Genomic DNA, 320 nt, shown 5'->3' on the forward strand with positions numbered 1-320 from the left:
GGTATTTTTTGGTGTGGAAATTCTCATCGGCCAGTACATCAACTCCTAAAAAGTTCTCTAACCAGTATTTGGTATCATACTTATTAGAATCTACCGAAAGGATTTTATAACCTTCGGCCCTGTTTCGGTTGAAAATAAGGGCACCTTTATCGAGTTTGTTCAGGTTGATCCCCTGCTGAATGATCATTTCAAGAATGCTCTCCTTTTCCTTAAACTGCAGGAAATCGTGCTTCAATTCAGATTTAAAAATCCCGATAGCGTTGGTCTTCTCGTTATCTAGCATGATGTTCTCAAAATGTACCACGTAGACCTCACCGCTT

1 protein-coding gene is annotated in these 320 nt (G+C 39.7%); it reads right to left on the bottom strand.

What is annotated here, in order from left to right; all coding sequences use genetic code 11:
• Positions 1-320: nucleoid-associated protein (locus HC175_RS22235; protein ID WP_168140018.1), on the bottom strand; the 320-nt coding region annotated here is incomplete at both ends.

It is taken from the genome of Salinimicrobium oceani, assembly GCF_012037645.1.